The 17,399-nt window shown below is 67.1% G+C and carries 22 protein-coding genes; 11 read left to right on the top strand and 11 right to left on the bottom strand.

Features of this window, described 5'->3' with window-relative positions; all coding sequences use genetic code 11:
- Nucleotides 1-239: DUF3297 family protein (locus N5E02_RS16240; RefSeq protein ID WP_279730738.1), on the bottom strand; the 239-nt coding region annotated here is incomplete at its 3' end.
- A 90-nt stretch (nt 240-329) separates the two neighbouring features.
- Between N5E02_RS16240 and N5E02_RS16235 the strand changes: the two genes are divergently transcribed.
- Nucleotides 330-872, top strand: a complete 543-nt coding sequence (locus N5E02_RS16235) for a hypothetical protein (protein WP_053498070.1) — start codon at nt 330-332, stop codon at nt 870-872.
- 107 nt (nt 873-979) lie between these two features.
- Here the strand turns inward: N5E02_RS16235 and N5E02_RS16230 are convergent, their stop codons facing one another.
- The 5 genes from N5E02_RS16230 to msrB all read right to left on the bottom strand — a co-directional run bounded on the left by N5E02_RS16230 (nt 980) and on the right by msrB (nt 4,216).
- Nucleotides 980-1,255 (bottom strand): DUF4031 domain-containing protein, encoded by a 276-nt coding sequence (locus N5E02_RS16230; protein WP_005415114.1) that lies wholly within the window; start codon nt 1,253-1,255, stop codon nt 980-982.
- Nucleotides 1,256-1,268: 13 nt separating this feature from the next.
- On the bottom strand, nt 1,269-1,763 hold the full coding sequence (locus N5E02_RS16225; protein ID WP_005415115.1) for a hypothetical protein: 495 nt from the start codon (nt 1,761-1,763) through the stop codon (nt 1,269-1,271).
- A 97-nt stretch (nt 1,764-1,860) separates the two neighbouring features.
- Complete coding sequence (motB, locus tag N5E02_RS16220; RefSeq protein ID WP_065186684.1) at nt 1,861-2,799, bottom strand: flagellar motor protein MotB; 939 nt, start codon at nt 2,797-2,799, stop codon at nt 1,861-1,863.
- Between the two features lie 3 nt (nt 2,800-2,802).
- Complete coding sequence (motA, locus tag N5E02_RS16215) at nt 2,803-3,657, bottom strand: flagellar motor stator protein MotA (RefSeq protein ID WP_005407915.1); 855 nt, start codon at nt 3,655-3,657, stop codon at nt 2,803-2,805.
- Nucleotides 3,658-3,748: 91 nt separating this feature from the next.
- Entirely contained in the window at nt 3,749-4,216 is a 468-nt protein-coding gene (gene msrB, locus N5E02_RS16210; RefSeq protein WP_005415117.1) for a peptide-methionine (R)-S-oxide reductase MsrB, read from the bottom strand.
- A gap of 140 nt (nt 4,217-4,356) precedes the next feature.
- On the opposite strand from msrB, the gene N5E02_RS16205 reads away from it, so the two are divergent.
- Both N5E02_RS16205 and N5E02_RS16200 read left to right on the top strand, forming a co-directional pair.
- Nucleotides 4,357-4,728: a classical arabinogalactan protein 4 gene (locus tag N5E02_RS16205; protein ID WP_065179272.1), complete on the top strand. Its 372-nt coding sequence runs from the start codon at nt 4,357-4,359 to the stop codon at nt 4,726-4,728.
- Between the two features lie 143 nt (nt 4,729-4,871).
- Nucleotides 4,872-5,045: a lana protein gene (locus N5E02_RS16200; protein ID WP_065179273.1), complete on the top strand. Its 174-nt coding sequence runs from the start codon at nt 4,872-4,874 to the stop codon at nt 5,043-5,045.
- Between the two features lie 42 nt (nt 5,046-5,087).
- Here the strand turns inward: N5E02_RS16200 and N5E02_RS16195 are convergent, their stop codons facing one another.
- On the bottom strand, nt 5,088-5,567 hold the full coding sequence (locus tag N5E02_RS16195; RefSeq protein WP_005407919.1) for a winged helix-turn-helix transcriptional regulator: 480 nt from the start codon (nt 5,565-5,567) through the stop codon (nt 5,088-5,090).
- A gap of 149 nt (nt 5,568-5,716) precedes the next feature.
- Between N5E02_RS16195 and N5E02_RS16190 the strand changes: the two genes are divergently transcribed.
- Both N5E02_RS16190 and alr read left to right on the top strand, forming a co-directional pair.
- Entirely contained in the window at nt 5,717-7,021 is a 1,305-nt protein-coding gene (locus tag N5E02_RS16190) for a D-amino acid dehydrogenase (RefSeq protein WP_005415120.1), read from the top strand.
- Complete coding sequence (gene alr, locus N5E02_RS16185; protein ID WP_053498060.1) at nt 7,000-8,067, top strand: alanine racemase; 1,068 nt, start codon at nt 7,000-7,002, stop codon at nt 8,065-8,067. The genes N5E02_RS16190 and alr overlap by 22 nt, the downstream gene beginning before the upstream one ends.
- Before the next feature lie 181 nt (nt 8,068-8,248).
- Here alr and N5E02_RS16180 read toward each other — a convergent pair whose 3' ends face one another.
- Nucleotides 8,249-8,812, bottom strand: coding sequence for a DUF3016 domain-containing protein (locus N5E02_RS16180; protein WP_049412742.1), 564 nt, complete (start codon nt 8,810-8,812; stop codon nt 8,249-8,251).
- A 244-nt stretch (nt 8,813-9,056) separates the two neighbouring features.
- Between N5E02_RS16180 and N5E02_RS16175 the strand changes: the two genes are divergently transcribed.
- Together N5E02_RS16175 and N5E02_RS16170 are read left to right on the top strand one after the other, a co-directional pair.
- Entirely contained in the window at nt 9,057-11,045 is a 1,989-nt protein-coding gene (locus N5E02_RS16175; protein ID WP_235649928.1) for an ATP-binding protein, read from the top strand.
- Between the two features lie 43 nt (nt 11,046-11,088).
- On the top strand, nt 11,089-11,382 hold the full coding sequence (locus N5E02_RS16170) for a DUF3247 family protein (protein WP_019660923.1): 294 nt from the start codon (nt 11,089-11,091) through the stop codon (nt 11,380-11,382).
- A gap of 70 nt (nt 11,383-11,452) precedes the next feature.
- Here N5E02_RS16170 and N5E02_RS16165 read toward each other — a convergent pair whose 3' ends face one another.
- Nucleotides 11,453-11,716: a hypothetical protein gene (locus N5E02_RS16165; RefSeq protein WP_005415125.1), complete on the bottom strand. Its 264-nt coding sequence runs from the start codon at nt 11,714-11,716 to the stop codon at nt 11,453-11,455.
- Between the two features lie 157 nt (nt 11,717-11,873).
- On the opposite strand from N5E02_RS16165, the gene N5E02_RS16160 reads away from it, so the two are divergent.
- The 3 genes from N5E02_RS16160 to N5E02_RS16150 are packed head-to-tail and all read left to right on the top strand — an operon-like array spanning nt 11,874 to nt 14,316.
- Nucleotides 11,874-12,938: a class I SAM-dependent methyltransferase gene (locus tag N5E02_RS16160; protein ID WP_065186688.1), complete on the top strand. Its 1,065-nt coding sequence runs from the start codon at nt 11,874-11,876 to the stop codon at nt 12,936-12,938.
- Entirely contained in the window at nt 12,935-13,636 is a 702-nt protein-coding gene (locus N5E02_RS16155) for a pseudouridine synthase (RefSeq protein ID WP_235649922.1), read from the top strand. Before N5E02_RS16160 ends, N5E02_RS16155 begins: the two co-directional genes overlap by 4 nt.
- A complete protein-coding gene (locus N5E02_RS16150; RefSeq protein WP_235649923.1) occupies nt 13,633-14,316 on the top strand; it encodes an HAD family phosphatase in 684 nt (227 codons plus the stop codon). Before N5E02_RS16155 ends, N5E02_RS16150 begins: the two co-directional genes overlap by 4 nt.
- 95 nt (nt 14,317-14,411) lie before the next feature.
- Here the strand turns inward: N5E02_RS16150 and fabB are convergent, their stop codons facing one another.
- Nucleotides 14,412-15,620 (bottom strand): beta-ketoacyl-ACP synthase I, encoded by a 1,209-nt coding sequence (gene fabB, locus N5E02_RS16145; protein WP_005415129.1) that lies wholly within the window; start codon nt 15,618-15,620, stop codon nt 14,412-14,414.
- Complete coding sequence (gene fabA / locus N5E02_RS16140) at nt 15,620-16,135, bottom strand: 3-hydroxyacyl-[acyl-carrier-protein] dehydratase FabA (RefSeq protein ID WP_005415130.1); 516 nt, start codon at nt 16,133-16,135, stop codon at nt 15,620-15,622. Before fabA ends, fabB begins: the two co-directional genes overlap by 1 nt.
- Nucleotides 16,136-16,325: 190 nt before the next feature.
- On the opposite strand from fabA, the gene dinB reads away from it, so the two are divergent.
- Nucleotides 16,326-17,399 (top strand): DNA polymerase IV (gene dinB / locus N5E02_RS16135; RefSeq protein WP_279946490.1); only part of this gene is annotated, 1,074 nt, incomplete at its 3' end.

The following is a 17,399-nucleotide window of genomic DNA, read 5'->3' as shown; positions in this document are numbered from 1 at the left end:
TTCTGGTCCAGGAAATACACTTCGACCTTGCCCTTGACCTTGATCGTCATCGGGTTGCCGCGGCGGTCGCGGGCCTTGCCGGCCTGCACGCGGATCCAGCCTTCGCTGACCGAGTATTCCTCGACGTTGTCGCGCTCGACGTCGTTGAAACGCACGCCGACGCCGCGCTCCAGCGCCTGCGCATCATGGAAGGGGCTGGCCGGGTTGATCGCCAGGTGGTCGGGAGGGGTATCGCTCATCGCTTCATTCACAGTGACGGCCACCAAGGCCGGCTTCAGCGGCACAGGATAAACCGTAGAATGCCGGCCTGCCCCAGAGGACGTTCCGCCATGCCCGACAACAGCGACTATTTCGACTTCGAGGAAGACATCCACGACTTCGACGAGGATGGATTCGAGGCGCGGGTCTGGAACCTGCTGGTGCTGATCAACCCGGGCGACGAAGAGTTGGCCCTGCAGCAGTTCAACCGCTGGCGCGAGCACCTGTCCGAGGACGGGCAGCCGCTGGAAGCGGACAGCGACTGGTTGCCGGCGCTGTTCACCGCCATCGCCTGGCAGTCCGGTTTCGAGGTGGAGCGCGACGACCTGGAATCGCTGCAGTCGGCGGTCAACGAGCTGTCGGCGCGCTTCAACCTGCAGCTGGACTGGGGCGGCGACCTGGATGACGAGGACTTCGCCGAGGACCTGGACGGTGTGCAGCTGATGTCCACCGCCTTCGACCGCCTGCGCGAGCACAACTACACGCTGTGGAGCGTGGATACCGGCAGCGACGGCTTCACCGGCGTGATGGCGCTGACCCGTGACGACGACGCGATGCTGGCGCTGTGCTCGCTGCTGAACGTGGAGATCCGACTGGGCAGCGACCCGTTCTGAACGGGCCGGCAGCGCTGCGCATGTAGAGCCGAGCCCGCGCTCGGCTGCAGTCCGCGTAGAGCAGCCGAGCATGGGCTCGGCTCTACAGGAGGCAAACGGCAGCGCGCCTACGGCCGGTACTGCGCCCTGGCGTTGGCAATCACCGCTTTGACCAGGTCACGATCGGTGTGCCGGGAAATCGCTCGCGCGCCAAGCGCGATCGCCTGCGTACGCAGCTCGGCCGTGACATCGTAGTGGGCACCGCTGGCCTTGTTCTGGAAGGCCCGCGGTGGGATGCCGAGCTGCGCCGCCATCGCGTGCAGCTCGGCCAGGGTGTCGGCCATCAGGTGCGCCCAGCGCTGTCCGCGCCAGGGATGCACCGCGTCATCGACGTAGACCGTCACCGCCGCGGCCGGTTCAGGCCTGCGGCTTGCTGTCGCTGTCAGCGGCCGGGCTGGCCTCGGCGTCGGCAGCAGCTTCAACCACATCGCCTTCGGCGGCCTCAGTGGCTTCTTCGCCTTCTTCGGCTTCCACGGTCTCGAACTCGGACACCAGCTTGTCCAGGTACTCGTCAGCGGTCTGGCCGGATTCGGCGGCCAGGGTGTCCAGCAGCTTCTGCAGCAGCTCGGAATACTCCAGGTTGACCTTGCGGCCTTCCTTTTCCTGCACGTTGGACAGGTGCTTGAGCATGGCCAGCATCGGCACCGGGTTCTCGGCGTTGCCCATGGTCTGACCACCGATGGCCAGCAGCCATTCGCGGCCCTGCAGGCCGATGGCGGCGACCACCTGGCCGTCTTCGTTGGTCAGCACGGCATGGTTCTGCACCTGCTGCTGGGCATTCAGGCGCAGGAACGGGCGCTTGGCCTGCTGCTTCTTGCGCTTGTCGCGCTTGGCCTTGGAGTTCTGGGACATGGGGTGGGGTCACCTGGAAACGGAAAGACCGCCATTGTAGCGGCCGCACGCAGGTGGGGTCAGATCCCTTTCCAGGGGAAAGGGATCTGACCCCGGTTCAGTGCGCCTCACCCTGCGCGGCCTGCACGTCCGGGTCGGCGGTCGGCGCCGACAGCCCCACCTGCGGGCCGGCACCGGCCAAGGCGGCAGCTTCGGCGGCCTGGGTCATCACCACGATGCTGATGCGGCGGTTGATCGGGTTCTGCGGGTCGGCCTTGTCGAACAGCACCGATGAAGACAGACCGACCACGCGGGTGATCTTGTTGTCCTCCAGGCCGCCGTCCACCAGCGCGCGGCGGGCGGCATTGGCACGATCGGCGCTCAGTTCCCAGTTGCCGTAGCCACGTGCAGCCGAATAGGCGGTGATGTCGGTGTGGCCGGTCAGGCTGATCCGGTTCGGCACGTGGTTCAGGTAGTTGGCCAGCTCGTGCAGGATCTGCTGCGTGTACGGTTTCAGCGTGGCGCTGCCGAGGTCGAACATCGGCCGGTTCTGCTTGTCCACGATCTGGATGCGCAGGCCCTCCGGGGTCAGGTCCAGCAGCAGCTGGTCCTTGAACGGCTCCAGGGCCTGGCTCCTGCTGATCGCTTCCTGCAGCTCCTTCATCAGTGCTTCCAGCTGCTGCTTGTCGCGCTGCTGCTGGTCCACCGGCTGCGGTACCGCTTCCTTCTGGTTCTGGAAGGGGTCGTTGCTGTTGCCACGCGAAATGTCGGTGGCACCGCCCAGCTTGATCATCGAGGTGCTGGCGCCGCCCGGGCCGGCCATGCCGGGCGCCGGCGTGGCGCTCTGACCGCTCAACGGGCTGGGGTTGCGGAAGTACTCGGAAATGGCCGCACGGTCGTTCTTGTTGGTGGTGGCCATCAGCCACAGCACCAGGAAGAACGCCATCATCGCGGTCACGAAGTCGGCATAGGCCACCTTCCACGAACCACCATGATGGGCGGCGTGGCCGGCCTTCTTGACCCGGCGGACGATGACGGTGGGCTTGGTCTCGGCCATGGCTTACTTGACCGTCTTCAGGTGCTGCTCGAAATCGGAGAAGGCCGGGCGCACGTTCGACGGCAGCGTCTTGCGGGCGAACTCCAGCGCGATCTTCGGGTTGTAACCGCGCAGGCAGGCCAGCAGGGCGGTCTTGACCGATTCGTAGATGCGGCTGTCCTGCTCGGCGCGGGCCTCCATCGCGGCGGCCATCGGGCCGACGAAGCCGTAGCCCAGCAGGATGCCCAGGAACGTACCGACCAGCGCGCCGGCCACGTGGCCACCGACCTCGACGATGTCGCCACCGATCGAGCCCATGGTGATGACGATGCCCAGCACCGCGGCGACGATGCCGAAACCGGGCAGCCCGTCGGCGACCTTGGTCAGCACCTGTGAGGGTGCCATGGCCTCGGCGTGGTGCTTTTCCAGCTCCAGTTCCAGCAGCGGTTCCAGCTCATGCGGCTCGATGTTGCTGCCGATCATCAGGCGCAGGCAGTCGGTGATGAAATCGATCAGGTGGTGGTCGGCCTGCACCTTGGGGTAGTTGCCGAACAGCGCGCTTTCGGCCGGGCGCTCGACATGGTCTTCCAACGCCATGAAGCCTTCGCGGCGGGCCTTGTTGAGCAGTTCATAGAGCAGGCTGAGCACATCGATGTAGTCCTGCTGCTTGTAGCGCGGGCCCTTGAACACACCCACCATGGCCTGCAGGGTCTGCTTGACCGTCTTGGCCGGGGTACCGACCAGGAAGGCGCCGAGCGCGGCGCCGCCGATGATGACCAGCTCATAGGGCTGCCAGAGGGCACCCAGGCGGCCGTGGGCACCGAGGTAGCCCCCGATCACGCTGATGATGACGACCAGGAATCCAACGATGATGAGCATGGGGCGACGCAAGGAGAGGGGATATCTCCTTGTCGGCCCGTCGCCCGGTTTTCTGAAGAGGGAATTCTGTGAAATCGGTCAGCGGGGTGTTTCAGCCCGCCACGCCGCTTTCTGCGCCGCCACGCTGCAACGGATCGGGCCAGGGCTCGCCATTGCCGGTGAACGAAAGTGAGACGGAGTTCAGGCAGTGGCGCTCGTAGGTGGGCGGCGGACCATCCGGGAACACGTGGCCCAAGTGGCTGCCGCAGCGCGCGCAGGTGATCTCGGTGCGCACCATGCCGTGGCTGGTATCACGGATCTCGCGCACGTGCGCCGGGTCGAACGGGGCAAAGAAGCTGGGCCAGCCGGTGCCGGAATCGAACTTGGTGCTGGAGCGGAACAGTGGCAGCGCGCACAGCCTGCAGCAGTAGACGCCCTCGCGCTTGTTGTCGAGGAACACGCCGCAGAACGGCGCCTCGGTGCCGTGCTGCAGCAGCACGCGGCGCTCCTCGCTGCTGAGGCCAGCGATCAGCGCCTCGGTCTGGGTGGCAGTGGGGGGCGTCAGGTCGAAGGCGGTCATGGCGGCGCTCCGTGGGGTCGATGGCCTGGGGATGGCGGAAAACGTGGGGGTGAAGACGCGACCTTGCAAGTGTGATGGCCGTTCATGGGCGGCACACAGGGGCGGGCGCAAGGTGAACGCGATCCACGCCGGAGCGTGCCATGAAACCAATCCTTCCCCTGCTGCTGGCCCTGTTGCCCATCGTCGCGCTGGCGCAGGTGCCGACCGCCGACCCGACTGCGACCCGCAGCGCGACCACCGTGACGCCGCAGCCCGTGGCACCACCGCCACAGGCCGCTCGCCCGCAACCGCAGGTGCTGCCGTCGCCGCAGCCGGCGCAGCCGATCAGATCCACCGGTCCGGCCCGGGTCGCGCCGACGCCGGTGCCGAAGCCGGCCGACAAGGTCTATGACCGCAATGGCCGCATCGTTCCGGGCGTGCGCCCGGCCGGCCCGAACCGCGTGTTCGATTCGCGCACCGGCCGCTATTACGACAGCGTGCCGGCCGGCGATGGGCAGCAGATCAAGCGCTGAGTCCTGGTGCCACCAAGGTTGGCTGCTGGCTGACGCTGAGCGGGCTGAACGCACGAAAACAGCATCCAGCCGATCACTGCTTTTTCGCCTGCGATTAACCGTTGCGGGACCATCGTGGCCCTGCGCCGGCATTCCGCCGCCGCATGTCCTTCGTCCACTGGATCGCGACCATGAAAAACCAGCAGAACCGTCATCCCGGCAAGGAACCGCAGGGCCGCAACCCGCAGCAGCAACAGCAACAGATGGAGCCGCAGCCGCCGCACAAGGGCGGCAAGCAGCAGGAACAGCGCACGCAGAAGCATCCGCAGCAGCGCTGACTGTCGCCATGACCGGGCTCTGACCCCAACCGGTTCCCAGCTTCAATCCGGAATCGGCAGGCTCAGCGTCTCCTTCACCTCTTCCATCACGATGTAGCTCTTCGACTCACGTACATGCGGCAGTGTCAGCAACGTGCTGCCGAGCAGCTTGCGGTAGGAAGCCATTTCACTGATCCGTGCTTTCAGCAGGTAATCGAAGTCGCCCGACACCAGGTGGCACTCCAGCACGTTGGGCAGCTTCAGCGCGGCGCGCCGGAACTCCTCGAAGATGTCGCCGGACTTGTAGGCCAGGCTGATCTCCACGAACACCAGCAGGCTGGCCTTCACCGCGGCCGGGTCGAGGTGGGCGTGATAGCCGGTGATTACCCCTTCGCGTTCCAGGCGGCGTACCCGCTCGGTGCACGGGGTGGTCGACAGGCCGACCCGCTCGCCCAGCTCGGTGAAGGAGATGCGGCCTTCGGCCTGCAGGATGCGCAGGATCTTGCGGTCGATCTTGTCCAGTTCGCGGGTACGGGTGGCCATGGCCGTCAACCTTGGGGAATGAATTGCAGGAGAACATCCTGCCGGTTGATTTCAATTCAGGCAAATCAACTGGTATTGGCTGTCTATACTTCCCCAATTATGGCCCCGGCACGCTCCAGTGCAGGGAATGATCGGGTTGGAGAAGTCCCATGCGAGTCCTAGTTCTCGGCAGCGGCGTGATCGGCACTACCAGTGCCTGGTACCTGCGACAGGCCGGGTTTGAAGTCACGGTCATCGACCGCCAGCCCGGCCCAGCGCTGGAGACCAGCTTCGCCAATGCCGGCCAGCTGTCGTTCGGCTACACCTCGCCGTGGGCGGCGCCGGGCGTGCCGAAGAAGGCGATCGGCTGGCTGTTCGAGAAACACGCGCCGCTGGCGATCAAGCCGGGCATGGACCTGGCCCAGTACCGCTGGCTGTGGCAGATGCTGCGCAACTGTACCCACGAGCGTTATGCGATCAACAAGGCGCGCATGGTGCGCATGTCCGAGTACAGCCGCGACTGCCTGAACGAGCTGCGCGCGCAGATCGGCATTGAATTTGAAGGCCGCGACCTGGGCACCACCCAGTTGTTCCGCACCCAGCAGCAGCTGGATGCCTCGGCGCAGGACATCGAGATCCTGGCCCAGTACGGCGTGCCGTACGAGGTGCTGGACCGGGCCGGCATCATCCAGGCCGAACCGGCCCTGGCCCACGTCGATGGCCTGGTCGGCGCGCTGCGCCTGCCGCGTGACCAGACCGGCGACTGCCAGCTGTTCACCCGCCGCCTGGCGCAGATGTGCGTGGATGCCGGCGTTGAATTCCGCTTCGACCAGGACATCACCGGCCTGGAGTTCGATGGCGACCGCATCACCGGCGTGCGCATCGACGGCAAGCTGGAAACCGCCGACCGCTTCGTGGTTGCGCTCGGCAGCTACTCACCGGCGCTGGTCGCACCGCTGGGCATGCGCCTGCCGGTGTACCCGCTGAAGGGTTACTCGCTGACCCTGCCGATCACCGACCCGGCGATGGCGCCGACCTCGACCATCCTCGATGAGAGCTACAAGGTGGCGGTGACCCGCTTCGACGACCGCATCCGTGTCGGCGGCATGGCCGAGGTGGCCGGCTTCGACCTGTCGCTGTCGCAGCGCCGCCGCGAGACCCTGGAACTGGTGGTCCGTGACCTCTACCCGAAGGGCGGTGACCTGTCGCGCGCGCAGTTCTGGACCGGCCTGCGCCCGGCTACGCCGGACGGTACGCCGGTGATCGGCGCCACGCCGTTCCGCAACCTGTACCTCAACACCGGCCACGGCACGCTGGGCTGGACCATGGCCTGCGGCTCGGGCCGCTACCTGGCCGACCTGATGAGCGCGCGACAGCCGCAGATCAGCACCGAAGGCCTGGATATTTTCCGCTACGGCCAGTACGGTCACGCGCCGCAACACGAGAACCGCACATGCGTCCTGCCCGCGCGCTGATCGATCTGGGCGCCCTGCGCAGCAACTACCGCCTCGCCCGTGAACTGGGCGGGGGCAAGGCGCTGGCGATCATCAAGGCCGATGCCTATGGGCATGGCGCGGTGCGCTGTGCGCAGGCGCTGGAAGGCGAGGCCGATGGTTTCGGCGTGGCCACCATCGAAGAAGCACTGGAGCTGCGCCAGGCCGGCATCCGTGCGCCGATCCTGCTGCTGGAAGGCATCTTCGAGCCCAGCGACATGGCGCTGGTGGCCGAGCATGACTTCTGGTTCGCCGTCGGTTCGCCGTGGCAAGTGGAGGCACTGGCGGCGTTCGACAGCCCGCGCCCGTTGACGGTGTGGCTGAAGCTGGACAGCGGCATGCACCGCCTCGGCCTGGACGTGGACAGCTTCCGCGCGGCGCATGCACGCCTGTCGGCGCTGCCGCAGGTCGAGCGCATCGTGCTGATGACCCACCTGGCACGTGCCGACGAACTGGACAGCGAGCGCACCCGCGAGCAGGCCGCGACCTTCGCGCGCGCCATCGACGGCCTGCACGGCGAGACCAGCGTGTGCAATTCGCCGGCGCTGCTGGGCTGGCCGGAGGTGCGCAGCGATTGGGTGCGGCCCGGCCTGATGCTGTACGGCGCCAACCCGCTGCCGGACAGCACCGCGCTGACCGCGCGCCTGCGCCCGGTGATGACGATGCAGTCCAAGGTGATCGCCGAGCGCTGGATCGAAGCCGGTGAACCGGTGGGATATGGCGCACGCTTCGTGGCCAAGGCACGCACCCGCGTAGGCGTGGTCGCGCTTGGCTATGCCGACGGTTACCCGCAGTTCGCCCCGAACGGCACCCCGGTGCTGATCGACGGGCAGCCCGGCGGCCTGATCGGGCGCGTGTCGATGGACATGTTGACGGTGGACCTGACCGCGCATCCGCAGGCCGGCATCGGCAGCGTGGTGGAGCTGTGGGGTTGCGCGCCGACGCTGTCGGAGCTGGCGCCGCGCTGTGGCGTGAGTGCCTACCAGCTGCCGTGCGCGGTCAAGCGCGTGGCGAAGGTGTACGTGTAGAGCCGAGCCCACGCTCGGCGCCTTGAATGCGTGTCGACCAAGGTCGACACCTACCGATGGGCTTTACGCGTAGCGGTCGCCCGGTACGGGGCGCCGGGCGCGACTCTGGTAGCGGCCGACCTTGGTCGGCGCCCTGTAATGCGTGTCGATCAAGGTCGACACCTGCCGATGGGCCTACGGCCTACCGTGCTGCGGTGGCCTGCGCTGTCAGCTGCCGCTTCACCCAGTCGTCGATCAGGCGCTTCTCGTAGCGCAGTGGATCGCTGTCGCTCTTCAGGCCGATGTTGTGCAGGTAGCCGGTATCGCTCAGGCGCGCGTCGCCCTCGCTGACGATGCGGCCGCTGGCGTCCTTCAGCGTGTACTGCAGGCTGATCCGCGGTGGGTAGATGTCGCGCATGATCCGGATGTCGCGGCCGCGCGGGCCGTGCCACGGCTCGTAGTCACCGGCGCGCTTGATGTCGACCAGGGTCACATCAAGCGTCTGTCCCGGTTGCAGCGGTTTGGCGGCAGCGGTCTGCAGGTAGCGTGCCAGCTGCTGCACCCAGTCGCCACGCTCGGCCTCGAAGCGGTTGGTACTCTGGCGGATCTCGGTGAATTTGGCCGGATCGTCCCACTTCACGCTGACCGGGCCATCGGCCTGCAATGCGCGGGGAGCTTCCGGGTCGGTCACGGTGCGCGGTGCCGCACTGGCGCCGCCCGCCGCCAGGGCGCCTGCCAACAGGGCAATCGCGAGTGAGCGTTTCATCACGGTCTCCTGCGTCCCCTCGATGGGGGCGATGTTGATCACAGATCGAGTGTGATCCTGCTTCCCGGTATCGGCAATGGCCGCATGCGTCGTCTGCAAGAGCGGTTGCCGCCAATTCATCGACGTCAACCATGACTGACGGCGCTTGACGCTGTGAATACGCCCTTTGGAAGATGCTGTGCCTCCAACCTGGCCTGCACAGACACCCTTGTCCACACTGCCGCCCCTCGTGAAGCGCCCACCGATGACGGTGCCGGCGCCCGAACCCGACCTGCATCATGGCGTGCTTGAGCGCATCAACGCCGGTTTCTGCGTGATCCAGGTGCTGTTCGAGGGTGATCGTGCGGTCGACTACCGCTTCATCGAGGTCAACGATGCCTTCGAGCGCCACACAGGGCTGAAGGATGCGCGTGGAAAGCGCATGACGGCGCTGGAGCCCGGCCATGAGCAGGACTGGTTCCGCATCTATGGCGAGGTCGCACGCAGCGGCCGCCCGGCCCAGTTCGAGATGGAGGCGCGTGCGCTGGGCCGCTCGTTCGCGGTGGATGCGGTGCGCGTGGGCCGGCCGGGCGAGGACAAGGTCGGCATCCTGTTCTTCGACATCACCGCACGCAAGCAGATGGAAGTGGAGCTGGGCGAAAGCGAAGCCCGCTTCAGTGCGCTGGCCGACGGCCTGCCGATGCCGGTGTGGGTCTTGGACGAGCGCGGCCATGCCCGTTTCGTCAACAGTGCCTTCAGCGAGTTCTTCGGCGGTGACGAGACGCGCGTGCCGGAGGACGTCTGGCGCGGCCTGGTGCATCCGGACGACGCATCGGTCTTCGAGTACGAACTGCAGGAAGCATTGAAGGCGCAGCGCTCCATGCATGCGCTGGTGCGCGCACGCCGTGCCGATGGCCAGTGGCGCTGGCTGGAGATGAACGCCCGCCCGCGCTTCTCGCGCATGGGCCGCTTCATCGGCCTGGCCGGCAGCAGCCCGGACGTGACCGAACGCCGCGAGATCGAGCTGGCCCGCGAGGAACTGCTGCAGTCCGAGCGTGCCGCGCGCAGTGCTGCGGAAAACATGGCGCGGCTGAAGGATGAATTCCTGGCCACGCTGTCGCATGAGCTGCGTACGCCGTTGACTACCATCCTCGGCTGGAGCGAATTGCTGCTGCAGCGCGTGGACAACACCAGCCCGCTGTACAAGGGCCTGAACGTGATCGCCAACAGCGCCGGTGCGCAGAAGCGGCTGATCTCGGACATGCTCGACCTCAGCAGCATGCTGCTGGGCAAGGTGCAGCTGGAGGTGGAAGTGCTGGACCTGTGCGCGGTGCTGGGTGAGGCGATCGGCGCGCAGGAACTGGTGGCCGAAGGCAAGGCGCTGGACGTGCACCTGCAGCTGCCCGCGCAACCCAGCCTGGTGCTGGGCGACGCCACGCGCCTGCAGCAGGTGTTCTGGAACCTGCTCTCGAACGCGATCAAGTTCACCCCGGCTGAAGGCCGCATCGACCTGCAGCTGCGGGCCGACGGCAACTACTGGGAGATCACCGTGCGTGACAGCGGTGATGGCATCGCACCCGAATTCCTCAATCATCTGTTCAGCCGCTTCCGCCAAGCCGACGGCACCACCACCCGCCGCCATGGCGGCCTGGGCCTGGGCCTTGCGATCGTGCAGCAGCTGGTCGAACTGCATGGTGGCACGGTCACTGCGGCCAGCGAGGGCCACGGCCACGGCGCGACCTTCACCGTGCGCCTGCCCCAGCATGTTCCCGATGCCGAACGGCGGCCGCTGCGTGAAGTGATCAGCGGGCCGATCCTGGAGCCGGTGATCGTCGAGCCGTATCCGCTGCGCGGCATGCATGTGCTGGCGGTGGAAGACCAGCCGGAAGTGCTGGAGTACTTGCGGCGCATGCTGGAAGAGCAGGGCGCCAGCGTGTCTGCGGCCAGTTCGGCCGGCGAAGCGCTGGCACTGCTGGCCGACACCGGCCACCTGCAATACCACGTGCTGCTGACCGACATCGGCATGCCGGGCATGGATGGCTATGGGCTGGTGCGCACCTTGCGCGAGGACATGGGCGTGGACGCGGCGGCCTTGCCTGCGGTGGCGGTGACTGCACTGGCGCGTGCCGACGACCGTCGCCGCGCGCTGGCCTCGGGCTTCCAGGAGCATGTGGCCAAGCCGTACTCGGTAGCGCAGCTGGTGGCTGCCGTGCGCAAGGTGCAGGTGCCGCGCGCGGACAGCGCGCTGCACTGAACATTCACGGCCGATAGGCGACCCTGCAGTCAGGAGGTCGCCGATGTCCCGTATAGCTCCACGTATCCACACCGATCCGGCGCAGATCGCGCGCCTGGAAGCCCTGCTGCCGCAGCTGGATGGCGAAACGCAGGTGGAACTGATTCTGCACGATGGCCGCCGCCTGCTCGGCACGGTGGCGGTGAGGCCAACTGTGCAGCAATACCGCAACGCCGCTGGTGATGAAGGCAGCAACGGCCAGTTGCGCCTGGATGACTACGACACGCCGGTGCAGCAGCACCATGTGTGGCTGGATGAAATCGCCAGTATCAACCGCCTGCCACCCAAGGCGCCTTGATCCGAGGTAGAGCCGAGCCCACGCTCGGCTCTGCCGCCGTCCGAGCGTGGGCCAGGGCGCTACGGATGTGTCAATGCTCGAACAACGTCGGCGTCGCCTCGAATCGGCGTGCGTACGCCCGCTCCTCTGCAACCCTCGCCACCTCGTCATCGGCCAGGTCCGGTGCCCCATAGACGGCGTAGGCAACGCTGCCGTCGGCACCATGACCGATCTGATGCAGCCGGTAGCGCGAGTGGCCGCCGCCGGTGTCCTCGGGGTAGTGCACGGGCGGATGGCTGCCTTCCAGGTCCATTTCACTGTTGTCGACCACGCCACCGACGAACAAGGCTCGCATGCAGGTTCTCCTGGGTTTCCGGGGGAGCCTCTACCCTGAACGTTTCAATGTTTCTGGCGGATCAAGGCCCCGTTCGGGTTTCGCAAAGCGGGCTGCCGGGGCCGGCCCGGCCAAGCCGGTACAATGGACGGCCCTCACGCTTGAAGTACCCGCGCCGATGGCCTCCAGCGACGACGCCCCCCTGCAGACCCTGCTCCTGCCGTTCTCCCAAGGCGCCCTGCGCTGGCCGGAGGGCCCGGTGGCCTTCCTGCGTGCCCGCGATGGCTGGCCATTGCGCGAAGTGGCCGGCAACCGCGAGGTGCATTGCGAACAGAGCTTCGCCCCGTTCGCGCAACCGCTGCAGCAGGCTGCCGGTTGGACCGTCAGCGGGCAGCTGGATGACGCGGCCGGCAAGGGCCGCTACCCGTTGGTGCTGGTGCTGCCGCCGCGCCAGCGCGAAGAAGCCCGTGCGCTGTTCGCCCGTGCGCTGGCGCTGGTCGCCGACGGCGGCCGCATCGTTGCCTGCCAGTCCAACAACGAAGGTGCGCGTTCGGGCGAGGGCGACCTCAAGCAGTTGGCCGGCCTCGGTGGCTGCCTGACCAAGAACCACTGCCGCGTGTACTGGACCGCCCCGCTGCAGCGCCAGCACGACGTTGACCTGGCCAGGCGCTGGTCGGCGCTGGATGCGGTGCGCCCGATCGTGGGCGGTCGCTTCCTCAGCCGCCCGGGCGTGTTCGCCTGGGATCGCATCGATCCGGCGTCGGCGCTGCTGGCCGAGCACCTGCCGGCCGACCTGGCCGGACGCGCCGCCGACCTCGGCGCCGGCTACGGCTACCTGTCGCGCGAGCTGCTGGAACGCTGCCCGAAGATCACCGCGCTGGACCTGTACGAGGCCGAGCAGCGCGCACTGGCGCTGGCCGAGCTCAATCTGGCGCCGCCACCGCGCCCGCTGCCGCTGCGCTTCCTGTGGCAGGACGTCACCGCCGGCATCGAGCCGGGCTACGACGTCATCATCAGCAACCCGCCGTTCCACACGCCGTCGCGCGCTGACCGCCCGGACATCGGCCAGCGCTTCATCGCCGTGGCTGCGCAGGCATTGCGCCCGGGCGGGCGCCTGTACGTGGTGGCCAACCGCCACCTGCCTTACGAGCACACCCTCAACGACAGCTTCGGCGCGGTGCGCGTGGTCGCCGAACGCGACGGTTTCAAGCTGGTGGAAGCAGTGAAGGGGAAGGGCAAGTGAAGCTGGTCAAGCACATCGCCAACCTGGGCTATGGCAGCCGCAAGCAGGTGCAATGGATGTTCCGCGAAGGCCGCGTCACCGACGCCGATGGCGAGGTGCTGTATGCCGACGACCAGGTGCCGCATGACGCCATCCGGGTCGATGGCGAGCCGCTGGACCCACCGCCGGGGCTGTCGATCGCGCTGCACAAGCCGGCCGGCTACACCTGTTCGACCAAGGACACCGGGCGCCTGATCTACGACCTGCTGCCGCCGCGCTTCCGCGAGCGCGATCCGGTGCTGTCCACGGTCGGCCGCCTCGACCGCGAGACCAGTGGCCTGCTGTTGCTGACCGACGATGGTGGCCTGCTGCACCGGATCATTTCGCCGAAGTCGAAGCTGCCGAAAGTCTATGAGGTCGAGTTGAGCGAGGACCTGCGCGGCGACGAGGTGGCGCTGTTCGCCAGCGGCACGCTGATGCTGGAATCGGAGAAGACGCCCCTGCTGCCGGCTGAACTGGAGGTGCTGGATGCGCGCCGTGCGCGGCTGGTGCTGCACGAAGGCCGCTACCATCAGGTACGCCGCATGTTCGCCGCCACCGGCAACCACGTGCAGGCCCTGCATCGCAGCCGCGTCGGCGGGCTGGACCTGCAGGGGCTGGACGAGGGGCAATGGCGGCAGCTCACTTCCACCGACCTGGATACGCTGTTCGCTTCATGACCAACATTGCTGCGCTGCCGTTCCTCCCCGACGCCGTCATCTTCGACATGGATGGCCTGATGATCGACAGCGAGCGCGTTTCGCTGGCCTGCTGGAGCCAGGCCGCCGACGAGTTCGGACTGGGCCTGGATGAAACGGTGTTCCTGCGCATGGTCGGCCTCGGCGACCGCGATTCGCACGCGCTGCTGCGCGCGCAGGGCATCGAGGACAGCGTGATCGATGCGGTGGCCGCACGTTGCCACGACCTGTATGAGGCACGCACACAGACCGGGTTGCCGTTGCGTCCGGGCATCCTGGAACTGCTGGAGCTGCTGAAAGTGCACGCGGTACCGCGGGCGGTGGCCACCACCACGCGGCAGCCGCGGGCCAACCGCAAGCTGGCCGCTGCTGGCCTGCTGCCGTATTTCGATGCGGTGATCACCAGTGGCGACGTGGCGCGGCCGAAGCCGGCGCCGGATATCTACCTGCTGGCCGCGCAGCGGCTGGGCCAGGCCCCGGAACGCTGCCTGGCGCTGGAAGACTCACCGGCCGGTACGCGCGCAGCATTGGCGGCCGGCATGACCGTGATCCAGGTGCCGGACCTGGTGCATCCTGATGAAGAGCTGCGCGCACTGGGCCACCGCATCGTTGGGTCCCTGGTGGACGCGCACGCGCTGCTGCTGCCGTTGCTGCCGAAGTAAGGTGGGTGCCGACCGTTGGCCGGCACTGAGCCGAGCATGGCTCGGCTCTACATCTATTGGTGGGTGCCGACCGTTGGTCGGCACACCTGCCCCCATCACACCCGTCCGAACACCAACGCGGCGTTTGTGCCACCGAAGCCGAAGCTGTTGGACATCACCGTATCCAGTTTCTGCTCGCGGCTCTCGCGCAGGATCGGGAAGCTCTCCACCTTCGGGTCCAGCTCGCCGATGTTGGCCGAACCGGCAACGAAGCCATCGCGCATCATCAGCAGGCAGTAGATTGCCTCGTGCACGCTGGCTGCACCGAGCGAGTGCCCGGACAACGCCTTGGTCGAAGACAGCGGCGGCACCGCATCGCCGAACACTTCGCGGATCGCGTTGAGCTCGGTGACATCGCCCAGCGGGGTCGAGGTGCCGTGGGTGTTCAGGTAGTCCAGCGGGCGATCGACACCCTGCAGCGCCATCTTCATGCAGCGCACCGCACCTTCACCGGAGGGCGCGACCATGTCGGCACCGTCGGAGGTGACGCCATAGCCGATCAGCTCGGCATGGATGTGAGCACCGCGTGCGACGGCGTGGTCGTAATCCTCCAGCACCAGCATGCCGCCACCACCGGCGATGACGAAGCCGTCGCGGTCCTTGTCGTAAGGGCGCGAGGCACTGGCCGGGGTTTCGTTGAAGCTGGTCGACAGGGCACCCATCGCGTCGAACATCACGCTCATCGACCAGTGCAGGTCTTCGCCACCGCCGGCGAACATGATGTCCTGCGCACCGTGCCGGATCATGTCCGCAGCGGCGCCGATGCAATGCGCCGAGGTCGCGCAGGCAGCCGACAGCGAGTAGCTGACGCCCTTGATCTGGTAGGCCGTGGCCAGGCAGGCCGAGACCGTCGAACACATCGTGCGCGGCACCATGTACGGGCCGACCTTGCGCACGCCACGTTCGCGCAGCAGGTCGACGGCACCGATCTGCCATTCGCTGGAGCCGCCACCGGAACCGGCGATCAGGCCCGTGCGCAGGCTGCTGACCTGCTCGGGGCTGAGCCCGGCATCGGCGATGGCATCGCGCATGGCCAGGTAGGCGAAGGCCGCCGCGTCGCTCATGAAGCGCTTCTGCTTGCGGTCGATCAAGGCGTCCAGGTCGAGGTCGACGCGGCCACCGACCTGGCTGCGCAGGCCTGCTTCGGCGTGGTCGGCCAGGGCGGTGATGCCCGAGCGTCCTTCACGCAGCGCGGCCGAAACGGTATCCAGATCATTGCCGAGGCAGGACGTGATGCCCATGCCGGTGATGACGACGCGACGCATCAGAAGCTCCCGGTTTCGGTGAACAGGCCGACGCGCAGGTCGCGCGCGCTGTAGATTTCGCGGTCGTCCACGTACATGCGGGCGTCCGACTGGGCCATCACCAGCTTGCGGTTGATGACCCGGCTGATGTCGATCTCGTAGCGTACGAGCTTGGCGTCCGGCAATACCTGGCCGGTGAACTTCACCTCGCCACAGCCCAGCGCGCGGCCCTTGCCGGGTGCACCCAGCCAGGTCAGGAAGAAGCCGGTCAGCTGCCACATGGCATCCAGGCCCAGGCAGCCTGGCATCACCGGGTCGCCGATGAAGTGGCAGCCGAAGAACCACAGGTCCGGGCGGATATCCAGTTCGGCGCGTACCATGCCCTTGCCATGCGGTCCGCCGTCCTCGCGGATGTCGGTGATGCGGTCGAACATCAGCATCGGGTCGTTGGGCAAACGGCCGGCGGCGGTGCCGAACAGTTCACCGCGTGCGCTGGCCAGCAGCTGTTCGCGGTTGAACGCGTGGAGACGGGTCATGAAGCACAATCCTGGAAGCGGAGAACAGGGAAACAAGCGCCCGAGAATGCCCGTGGAAACTGTCCCGATCAAACATTTCAACCGTACGCAACCGTAGTGTTTTCAAGGGAATACGCGCATCCTGTTGATGTGCAACGACCATACTTCGGCGTGTGGCCCACCCGGCCCGGCCCCGCCTTTTCCACCTGACATGACCCGACTGCGCAAGATCATCCACGTTGACATGGACGCGTTCTACGCGTCGGTGGAGCAGCGCGACGATCCGTCACTGCGCGGCAAGCCGGTGGTTGTGGCATGGCGCGGCGCACGCTCGGTGGTGTGCGCGGCATCGTACGAAGCACGCGTGTTCGGCGTGCGTTCGGCCATGCCGGCAGTGCGGGCCGAACGCCTGTGCCCGGATGCGATCTTCGTGCCGCCCGACTTCGCACGTTACAAGGCGGTGTCACGCCAGGTGCGCGAGGTCTTCCTGCGCCACACCGACCTGGTTGAGCCGTTGTCGCTGGACGAAGCCTACCTGGACGTGACCGAGCCGAAGAGCGGCATCGAACTGGCGACCGATATCGCCCGTACCATCCGCATGCAGATCCGTGAGGAGACGAACCTGACTGCTTCAGCCGGGATCGCGCCGAACAAGTTCCTGGCCAAGATCGCCTCGGACTGGCGCAAGCCCGATGGCCAGTTCGTGATTCCGCCGCAGCGGGTGGACGCCTTCCTGCTGCCGTTACCGGTGAGCCGGGTGCCTGGCGTCGGCAAGGTGATGGAAGGCAAGCTGGCCGCGCGCGGCATCGCCACCTGCGGCGACCTGCGGCAGTGGGCACTGATCGATCTGGAAGAAGCGTTCGGCAGTTTCGGCCGCAGCCTGTACAACCGCGCACGCGGCATCGACGAGCGGCCGGTGGAGCCGGACCAGCAGGTGCAGTCGATTTCCTCGGAGGACACGTTCGCCGAAGACCTGCTGCTGGAAGACCTGACCGAGGCCATCGTGCAGCTGGCAGAGAAGACCTGGAAGGCGACCCGCAAGACCGAGCGTGTCGGCCATACCGTGGTGCTGAAGCTGAAGACCGCGCAGTTCCGCATCCTCACCCGCAGCTTCACCCCGGAGCGCCCGCCGGAATCGATGGAAGAACTGCGCGACATCGCGCTGGCCCTGCGCGCCCGCGTCGACCTGCCGGCGGAGACGCGCTATCGGCTGGTGGGTGTCGGGCTGGGTGGCTTCCGCGAAAAGGAACCGGTGGTGCAGGGCGAGTTGTTCGAGCACGGACCA

Source organism: Stenotrophomonas sp. GD03777 (assembly GCF_029842485.1).
In the GTDB taxonomy this organism is placed as follows: domain Bacteria; phylum Pseudomonadota; class Gammaproteobacteria; order Xanthomonadales; family Xanthomonadaceae; genus Stenotrophomonas; species Stenotrophomonas sepilia.
Note: the sequence above shows the minus strand (reverse complement) of the source record. Positions and strands in the feature narration are given on the sequence as shown.